Raw genomic sequence first — 9,498 nt, 5'->3', positions numbered from 1 at the left:
CCCTTCGGCTCGTTTGGCGGAAGCTACGGCCGGCGCTCGCGCCGCGGCTCCGACGTCGAGGCAGAAATCGAGATCACGCTGGAAGAGGCCCGCAGGGGCGGAACCAAGCAGGTCACGCTTTCCGGCGTCGGGGAGTCAAGCAATCTGCAGATTACCATTCCTGCCGGCATACGCGACGGGGGCAAGCTCCGTCTGCGCGGCAAGGGCAATCCCGGCAATCCTGCCGGCGACCTGTATCTGACCGTCCGCTACGCGAAGCACCCCGTGTTCCGTGTGGACGGACTGGATGTGACCTGCGACGTGACGTTGCAGCCCTGGGAAGCCGTGTTCGGAACGAAGAAGAGAGTGCCTACGCTGGACGGCGACGTGGAAATGAACATTCCCGCCGGAAGCTCCAGCGGACGCCGGCTGCGCATTCGCGGACGCGGACTTGGTCCGGCCACGGGACGAGGCGACGAATATGTGACCGTTGCCATCAGCGTGCCGAAGCCGGAAGACTTGAATGAAGAACAGCTGAAACTGTGGAAGGCGCTTGCCGGTCAGAAGTAAGCTGCCGGAGTGATGTAAGAGGTGGGATATGGCGATTAAAAAAGTAACCGCGTGTTCTCCCGCAGCCTCTGCGCTTGTTGCCTGGACCGAATTTCTGGAACAGACGGGCACGCCGGTGGAACGTGTCCGGGAGCTCATGGAACTCGGCTGGCTGGAACCGGCAAGCCGGGCCACCCATGCCGTCTTTTTCCGCCGTTCCGACATTTATCGAACCAGAAAGCTGACGCGACTGTGTGAGGACTTCGAGATGCCCTGCGTGGCAGGGACCATCATCGTGGATCTTCTGGACCGCATAGCGGATCTGGAAACGCGCCTGAGAGAACTGGAACGCCATTAGCGTTCCGGCCTGGCAAAGGCGCGAAGACGTTCGGGAATCTGCTCCCCCGAACGAATGATTTTCGAGCAAATCAACGGTTCCGGCCGGGCCGGAACCGATTTCTGAAGTGCGGAAGGCAGCGCCTCACGGCCATGCCTGTGAAGCGGGCAGGTCGCAAGGCCGCCCGGTTCGCGGCGTGAGCTGACGCGGCGACTGCACTCCGCAGGGAGGATTTTTTTATGGATATGAACAGACTGACCGTGAAGGCGCAGGAGGCTTTGGGCGAAGCTCAGAACATTGCCCTCATGCGCAATCATCAGGAAGTGGACGTCGAGCACCTTGCCCTCGCCCTCATCAGGCAGAAGGACGGACTTGTGCCCGGCATACTCGGTCGCATGAACGCGAAGCCCGAGGTTTTGGCTGCCGAACTGGAACAGGCTCTCGACAAGAAGCCTTCCGTCACCGGTTCCGGCGTCGATCAGCAGACCATACGCATCACGCAGCGTCTGGCCCGTGCTCTGGCTCAGTCCGAAGAACTGGCCCGTCGTCTGAAGGACGAATACATCAGCGTGGAGCATATCTTCGCCCAGCTCATTGAGGCGGGCGGAGCCATGGGCGACATCTGCCGCAAGAACGGCATTGATCAGGAAAAGTTCCTGCGTGCCACCGCCGAAGTGCGCGGCGGCCAGCGCGTGACTTCCGCCAGCCCTGAGGATACCTACGAGGCGCTTTCCAAGTACGGACGCGACCTTGTGGAGGCCGCAGGCAAGGGCAAGCTCGACCCCGTCATCGGTCGTGATCAGGAAATCCGCCGCACCATCCGCATCCTGTCCCGCCGCACCAAGAACAACCCTGTTCTCATCGGTGAGGCCGGCGTCGGCAAGACCGCCATTGTGGAAGGCCTTGCTCACCGTATCGTGAAGGGCGACGTGCCTGAAGGACTGAAGAACAAGAAGCTCATTGCTCTCGACATGGGCGCGCTCATCGCCGGCGCCAAGTACCGCGGCGAGTTTGAGGAACGGCTGAAGGCCGTGCTCAACGAGGTGCAGCGCGCGGAAGGCCGCATCATCCTGTTCATTGATGAGCTGCACACCATTGTGGGCGCGGGCAAGACCGACGGCGCCATGGACGCGAGCAACCTGCTCAAGCCCATGCTGGCGCGTGGTGAGCTGCACTGCATAGGCGCAACCACCATCGATGAGTACCGCAAGTACATTGAAAAGGATCCGGCTCTTGAGCGTCGCTTTCAGCCTGTGCTGGTGGACGAGCCCAATACCGAAGACGCCATTTCCATTCTGCGCGGCCTGAAGGAGCGCTTTGAAGTGCATCATGGCGTTCGCATCAGCGATTCCGCCATCGTGGAAGCCGTGGTGCTTTCTCAGCGCTACATCTCCGACCGTCAGCTCCCGGACAAGGCCATCGACATCATTGACGAAGCGGCGGCCATGATCCGCACGGAAATTGACTCGTTGCCTTCCGAGCTTGATGAAATCAACCGCAAGGTCATGCAGCTTGAGATCGAACGTGAGGCTTTGCGCCGCGAAACCGACGACGCCTCCCGCGAACGTCTGCAGAAGCTGGAAAACGAGCTTGCCGACCTGCGCGGCACGCAGACTACGCTGCGCACCCGCTGGGAAGAGGAAAAGAAGAGCATCAACGGCGTACGCAGGCTTAAGGAAGAAATCGAGCAGACTCGTCATCAGATTGAAGAAGCGGAGCGCTCCTACGATCTGGCCAAGGCTTCGCAGCTCAAGTACGCCACGCTTCCCGAGCTGGAAAAGCAGCTCAGGGAGACGGAGGCCAAGGCTGCGGCCGAAGGCGACGGCAAGGAAAACCGTCTTCTGCGTGAAGAAGTGGGCCCGGACGACGTGGCCGACATTGTGGCACGCTGGACCGGCATTCCCGTCACCCGTCTGCTTCAGTCGGAACGCGAGAAACTGCTGGAGCTGCCCGCGCGTCTGCATGAGCGCGTGATCGGTCAGGACGAGGCCGTGCAGGCCGTGTCCGACGCCGTGCTGAGGGCTCGCGCCGGTCTTTCCGATCCGAATCGTCCTCTTGGTTCCTTCATTTTCCTCGGACCTACCGGCGTGGGCAAGACGGAACTGTGCAAGGCTCTTGCCGAAGCCCTGTTCGACACCGAGGACAACATGGTTCGTCTCGACATGAGCGAGTACATGGAGAAGTTCTCGGTATCCCGCCTCATCGGTTCGCCGCCAGGATATGTCGGTTATGAGGAAGGCGGCCAGCTTACCGAGGCCGTTCGCCGCAAGCCCTACAGCGTAGTGCTCTTCGATGAAGTGGAAAAGGCTCATCCCGACGTGTTCAACACGCTCCTGCAGCTTCTGGACGACGGTCGTCTGACCGACAGCCAGGGCCGCACCGTGGACTTCCGCAACACCATCATCATCATGACGTCCAACATCGGTTCTCCCATCATGCTGGACGGCATCGACGACAAGGGCGAGTTCAGGCCCGGCGTGCGTGACGCGGTCATGAATGAACTCAAGAAGTTCTTCCGTCCCGAGTTCCTGAACCGCGTAGATGAAACCGTCATGTTCTATCCTCTGCGCTCGGACCAGATCGGCGCCATTGTCGATCTGCAGATCAAGAGCCTGCAGAAGAGACTCGACGAGCGCAAGATTACCCTTGAGCTCACCGACGACGCCCGCAAGTTCATTGCGGAAACCGCCTATGATCCCGCCTACGGCGCGCGTCCGCTCAAGCGTTGGATCCAGCACAATCTGGAAACTTCGCTGGCCAGGGCCGTCATCAGCGGCGAGATCCGCGACGGCTGGAAGGTTCGCGTGGTTGTCGACAGAACCGAGGACGGCGGCACCCTGAGATTCGAGAGAGTGGAAGGGTAAGGCCGACCATGAATCATAAAGCGGAGGAATGCTCTCATGCTCCGCTCAGGAGACGGAAGATCCTTCCGTCTCCGCCAGGATGCGCCTTGTTCTCCCTGAGGAGGGCGCCGCTTCTGAAAGGCGTGTGTCTTCGGAAGCCATGAGGTAAAAGCCGTTTCTCTGCCGGAACGGTCGACGAAAGCCCGCCATGCCGAAAGGCATGACGGGCTTTTTGTATGTACACGGGGGCCCGCCTGGACGTATCGTTCCGACGGGCCTTTTCTGTTCGCCGGAATCTACCGGCGAGCTGCCCGTATTCTCTGATGCCTGACGTCGAAGCTTGAGCAGTGTCTTGCTATGGTGTCTATGTAGTCCTCATGATTGTCCAGATAGAAGGAAAGGGCGCGGGAAAAATTCATGCCGAGCATGCCGTCCACAAAAAGCTGACAGACCTCCTGCACGTTGAGCAGAATGCCCTGGAAGCGTCCCAGAACGACGCGTTCCTCTCGCGTCATCTCCCGAAGCATGGCGAGAAGCGTCTGCTGCGCGCAGGGCTGGTAGTACCAGAAATACATGAGGTCCAGCGCGTTGATGATGCTTTCAACCTGCAGGGCGCGGGCTTTTTCCTGACTGGTGAAGCGTATGAACTCCCGGGGCTGAGCAAGCAGCGCCAGCATGTCTTTGTCGGGAAATGCGAGTTCGAGCCTGGTATAGCAGTCGAAGAGCTGCTTGAGCTTGGTGCGGTAATCCCAGGCTCTCAGACGGTAGTTGTTGCGTCTGTCGGCCGTGGCTTCTATGATGCCCGCCACGGTGTCGGAAGCAAACTTCGACACGATGGCCGCCGCGGGAATGAGAATCTGTTCCGGAGGCATGCTGATGATGAGCGGGAACAGGGCATAGAGCACGGAGTTGTAGAGCATGGCCACGGGAATGGCCAGTACGCTGCGGAAGAAGTTGCCGATGATGGCCGTTCGGGGAAAGCCTCGATAGATGTTGTGCGAGGAAATGTAGATGCCGTTGGCCAGGGCTATGATGGAAAACACCAGAAAAGAAGCGTTTTCCACGGTGAGTCCGAGCACCCGGCTGAGCAGCAGGTTTCGTGTGATGCCTTCCAGCAGAATGACGGAAATGCCCGTATACATGAGCGAGTCGCATACGCGGGACCAGTTCACGAATTTTTTCCACGACAGTAGCATGTTCTTGCGCACGCCGCCGCCGGCGATGACGGCCTGTATGACGTTGCGCACACCGGTGATGCCGAACCATATGGGGGCGCCGAACCATGCCAGAACCCACCATTCCTGAGTGTTCAGAAAGGTGAGCAGCGCGGGAATGAAGCCGAAGAGAACCTTGAGCACATTGGAAAATGTGGTGTTCAGGTAGGCGCGACCGCCCTTTTTTTCCTGTTCGGCTGTTTCTTCTCTGTGCTCCACGGACAGCCCGTTGGCTTTTTCCACGGTAATGCCGCCCATGGTGATCATGTTGCCGGGCTGTTCTATGCGCACGTCGTCATACAGAGGCTCCCACTCCCGGCTGCGTTTCATGCCGCAGGTGACAAGGCCGAGCGTGCGGCGCATCCATGAGACGAGGGGCGAGGCATGCCCCTGAGGATGGTACTCTTCCCGATAGCCGAGCTGTATGTGCAGAGGAAGCGTGACGGAACTTATGTATTTGTTGCCTTTCAGGCGTTTTCTTGCCGAACCGGGCAGCGTCTCCGGCACGGCCAGTCCCATGCCGTAGCGATTGCCGAGATGACTCGTGGAGTCCGTGCCCATATGGCTGGCCAGAGGCGCGTACTTGTAGAGTGCCTGAAGTGCGGGAATGTCGGCGAGAATGGTTCGGAACTTTTCGCAGCGTGCCTGCGTGTCGGGACAGCAGTCACAGTCGAATTTCTGCAGCATGCCGCGCAGCATTTTTTTGAGCAGCATGACGTCGCCCTTGTTGATGGCAACCTGAAGGTCGTTGATCTCTTTGAGGTGTGTCAGGTTGCCGTCGTGCCATTCCTTTACGTTGAAGAGCTCAAGATGGGTAATGAAGCCCTGACCGTCCCAGAGTATCTCGAGTACGTCTTCCGCGGTGAGTCCGGCAAGCTGCAGCGTGATGCGGTAGCCGCTGCGCAGGGAGCTCAGCCTTTCGAGAAGCTGAGGTACGCTGAGACGCAGAAGTTCTGGACGGGTGTCGTCCCCGGAGGTCGGCGGATCTTCCGGCGAGGGGAGTTCCGGATTGCATTCCGGGGCAAGACAGCTGTCGTGGATGACGGAAGGCGTGAATTCGTCCATGCGCCGTATGCGGCGCAGGATTTCCGCGCGACGGTCGTCGTCGGCTTCTTCCAGCTCCATGGTCAGATCTTCGGTCTTTGCCTGAAATTTCGGCAGAAGCGCCTTGTGCGCAAATTCGGCAAGATGCAGGGCAGAGGGCTGTCCGTTGCCTACGAAGGCAAGAAAGGCCTTGGGATCCAGCGTGGTGACGGGAATGCCGAGATCCCGCGTGAGCGCCGGGGCGTATTTGCTGTTCCACAGGTCGAGCGTGGCCATGACATGACCGCGAATCCACCAGGAGGCTCGTCGTCCTTCATCCATGAACGTGCGCATGGGCTCGGAACTCAAAAACTCAAGAAAGTCCTCAACGTCGGAGAAGCCGCGCGGAGCCCAGATGAAGTTTACGTATCTGCCCCGGAAGGCGGCGCGGAATTCAAGACCGATGCGCACGGAAATGCCCATGATGGCCGCCGCACTCAGAAGCTCCCGGGCCACCTCGAGGTCTACGTAGTTGTAGTAAACCACCGTAAGATACCGTATGCCTTTCACCCACGCGTCCATGATAAGAAAGGTGGCGTTCTTTCGCCCCTTGGTGTTGGCATCGTGAACATGGTGATCCATGGTAAGCTGGTTCCATTCTTCCGGCATTTCCATGAGATGGTGACGGGTAAGAAATTCCCTTACGATGCGCGGGTTGCCGGATACGGCCTTGCGGAAGTCGTGGATGAGCCTGAGCTGCGCATCCTCGTCGTGGCGCGAACGGATGATGGCCTTCATGATCTGTATGAGCACTCGTCCCGTGTTGTAACGGAACGTGGTCTGTGCACTGTGCAGCACTTCGTCGTGCAGCGTGCGCAGCGCTCCGAGACGATCTTCCGCGGGGCCGGCCTTGGTGAGACTGCCGAGAAGATTGATGACGGCCTGAGCCATGCGGAATTCATGGGAGGTGGAGAGATTGAGAATGCCGTGGGGATGGAGACGGGCATTGAAGATTTTGTGCTCAAGATCGGAAGACGGACCATAGTCGATGATGCCGTTGATCATCTTCATGATGGCCCGGTCCTGCTTGTCGAAAAAAAGCATGTCGGCCATGGGATTCCCGGAATAGAGCCCAGTGAGGGGAAAAGAATTATGACTATTCTGTCATATATAAGTTCATAAAATATCATTCGTCAACAACAGGAACTTTTTTATGACAGTTTCTTTATAATCTTGTGAAAAATATATGCTATAGTTCACAAGAAAGAAAAAAGTATTTTGTGACAGGTTTGTTATAATCTTGTACTTGTCTGTTGAAGAAGAACAAAGACAGCATTTCAGATTGTGGAGCAGAAACAGGGCAAAAGCGGGGAGGTTGGGCGGCGGATTCTTCAGTCATGCCGCATAAAGGGTGGTTCAAGCATCAACGCCCCTGCTGCTGATGAAGGCGAACGCGGGAGCGTGTTTTCGCGGAGGGGCGGAAGATCTTTGGGGAATGGCGAAACGCGGTCTTTCGTACATGTGTTGAGACCGAAGTGATGGGATATGAGCGGAAAAGGGGGGGAAGGGAGACTCTTGCCTTTCCCGGTGGCCTGTCGGCAGCATGCCGCAGGGGCAGCCCGGCGGAACGTTCGGATGTCGGGTGACGGGACGGGCCGGAACGAAGACATCCCCCTCCGAAATGGCTTCAGAAGGGGATGTCTTTGCGGGGAATATGCCGGATCAGATGCTTTGATAGGGCTTTTTGCCTTCTTCGTACAGGTCGCCGCCATAACAGTCGGCCACCACGGTCGCGGGAAAGTTTTCCACGGTCATGACGGCCAGCGCCTCGGGGCCGAGTTCTGGCCAGGCCAGCACGGTATAGGATGTGATGCAGCGGGAAATGAGTGCGGCGGCGCCGCCTGTGGCGGCGAAGTACACGCAGACGTTGTTGCGAATGGCGTCCATGACGGTTTTCGAGCGGTTGCCTTTTCCTATCATGCCGGCAAGGCCGAGCTCCATGAGGCGCGGGGCGTAGGCGTCCATGCGGCCGGACGTGGTGGGCCCGGCCGAGCCTATGGGTTTTCCGGGCTTTGCGGGCGTGGGGCCCACATAGTAGATGATTTGTCCGACCGGATCGAAGGGCAGGGATTCTCCTCTGTCGAGGGCTTCGATCATGCGCTTGTGGGCTGCGTCGCGCGCGGCATAGACGGTGCCCGTGATGAAGACAAGGTCGCCCGCGTGCAGTGTGCGGATGATGTCGCGGGAAAGGGGCGTGGTCAGATGATGGGTGGCGGGCATGGCATGGTCCTCACAGCACGGCTTCGGCATGACGCGCGGCATTGCAGTTGATGTTGACGGCTACGGGCAGACTGGCGATGTGGGTGGCGCAGAATTCCACGTTCACCTTGAAGGCGGTGACGCTGCCGCCGAGGCCGGCAGGGCCGGTACCGAGGCGGTTCACCAGCTCCAGAAGCTCGTCCTCCAGCTTTGCGTAGCGCGGGTCGGGGTTGCGGCTGTCCGCGTCTCTGGCACAGGCCTTTTTGGCGCACAGGCAGGCTGTTTCCATGTTGCCGCCGATGCCCACGCCGATGACCATGGGCGGGCAGGGACTGGCTCCGGCGTGGCGCACGGTTTCCACCACGGCCTTTTTCACGCCTTCGATGCCGTCGGCGGGAACGAGCATGTGCAGGGCTCCCTTGTTTTCGCTGCCTGCGCCCTTGGGCGCGAGGCGCAGCGTGATGCGGTCGCCCTCGACGAGCCGGATGTGGATGATGGCCGGTGTGTTGTCACCGGTGTTTTTGCGCTCGAAAAGCGGCTCTGCCACCGAGGACTTGCGCAGATACCCTTCCGTGTAGCCCTTGGCGATGCCGTCATTGACGGCGTCCTCAAAGAGTCCGCCGGTGATGTGCACGTCCTGTCCTATGTCGGCAAAGACCACGGCAAGTCCGGTGTCCTGACAGATGGGCACGTTTTCCGAGGCGGCTATGCCGGCGTTCTCGATGAGCTGGTCGAGAACGTCGCGTCCGGTGGGGGAAAGCTCGCTTTCTCTGGCGCGGCGCATGGCGTCAAGCGTGGACTTCGGCAGGCGGCAGCAGGCCTCCATGGCCAGTCTGGCCACGGTATCGCGTATGAGTTCGACGGAAATTTCTCTCATGTTGGCTCCTGGGGCGTGAATTCGTCCCGACCATAGGCCTTTTTCCCGGGAAAATAAACCGAGGAAGCGCGGCGCATCCACTGCCGGGCGTTCTTCCCCGCCGGAAAAAGGCATGAAAAAAAGCCCGCCGCGGCGCGAAGCCGGCGGGCCTGAAAAACGGATGTCCGGAATCGTTATTTGGTGATGACGGACTTGACGGACACGTGCTCGAGCTGGCCTATCTTTCCGGTCATGGCGGAGATGGCTTCATTGCTGCCGTCCACGGCAATGGAAATGATGGACACGCCCCTGTCGCGGTAGGGAATGCCCAGACGACCGACGATGATGTCGGAATACTGATGAAGAATGGCGTTCAGGGCGGAGGAAGCTTCAAGATTTTCCACGATGATGCCGACAATGCCGAGGCGGTTTTCTTCC

At 59.2% G+C, this 9,498-nt stretch carries 7 protein-coding genes; 3 read left to right on the top strand and 4 right to left on the bottom strand.

All coding sequences use genetic code 11. The annotated features are described in order from the left end of the window. The 3 genes from Q0J81_RS08780 to clpB all read left to right on the top strand — a co-directional run. The coding region (locus Q0J81_RS08780; protein WP_294447253.1) for a J domain-containing protein at positions 1 to 549 on the top strand (549 nt) is incomplete at its 5' end. A 28-nt stretch (positions 550 to 577) separates the two neighbouring features. Next, positions 578 to 886 carry a chaperone modulator CbpM gene (locus Q0J81_RS08775; protein ID WP_294447252.1) on the top strand — a complete coding sequence of 103 codons (309 nt, stop codon included), beginning with the start codon at positions 578 to 580 and terminating at the stop codon, positions 884 to 886. 218 nt (positions 887 to 1,104) lie between these two features. Then, complete coding sequence (gene clpB, locus Q0J81_RS08770) at positions 1,105 to 3,729, top strand: ATP-dependent chaperone ClpB (protein WP_294447251.1); 2,625 nt, start codon at positions 1,105 to 1,107, stop codon at positions 3,727 to 3,729. A gap of 275 nt (positions 3,730 to 4,004) precedes the next feature. Here the strand turns inward: clpB and Q0J81_RS08765 are convergent, their stop codons facing one another. The 4 genes from Q0J81_RS08765 to Q0J81_RS08750 all read right to left on the bottom strand — a co-directional run. Further along, on the bottom strand, positions 4,005 to 7,058 hold the full coding sequence (locus Q0J81_RS08765) for a hypothetical protein (protein ID WP_294447250.1): 3,054 nt from the start codon (positions 7,056 to 7,058) through the stop codon (positions 4,005 to 4,007). A gap of 609 nt (positions 7,059 to 7,667) precedes the next feature. Beyond that, positions 7,668 to 8,225: a Fe-S-containing hydro-lyase gene (locus tag Q0J81_RS08760; RefSeq protein WP_294447249.1), complete on the bottom strand. Its 558-nt coding sequence runs from the start codon at positions 8,223 to 8,225 to the stop codon at positions 7,668 to 7,670. Positions 8,226 to 8,235: 10 nt separating this feature from the next. Then, positions 8,236 to 9,081 carry a fumarate hydratase gene (locus tag Q0J81_RS08755; RefSeq protein ID WP_294447248.1) on the bottom strand — a complete coding sequence of 282 codons (846 nt, stop codon included), beginning with the start codon at positions 9,079 to 9,081 and terminating at the stop codon, positions 8,236 to 8,238. A 173-nt stretch (positions 9,082 to 9,254) separates the two neighbouring features. Continuing rightward, on the bottom strand, positions 9,255 to 9,498 hold a 244-nt coding region (locus Q0J81_RS08750; RefSeq protein ID WP_294447247.1), incomplete at its 5' end, for a TM1266 family iron-only hydrogenase system putative regulator.

The organism is uncultured Mailhella sp. (assembly GCF_944324575.1).
In the GTDB taxonomy this organism is placed as follows: Bacteria; Desulfobacterota; Desulfovibrionia; order Desulfovibrionales; family Desulfovibrionaceae; genus Mailhella.
This window is presented reverse-complemented; position numbering and strand designations above follow the sequence as displayed.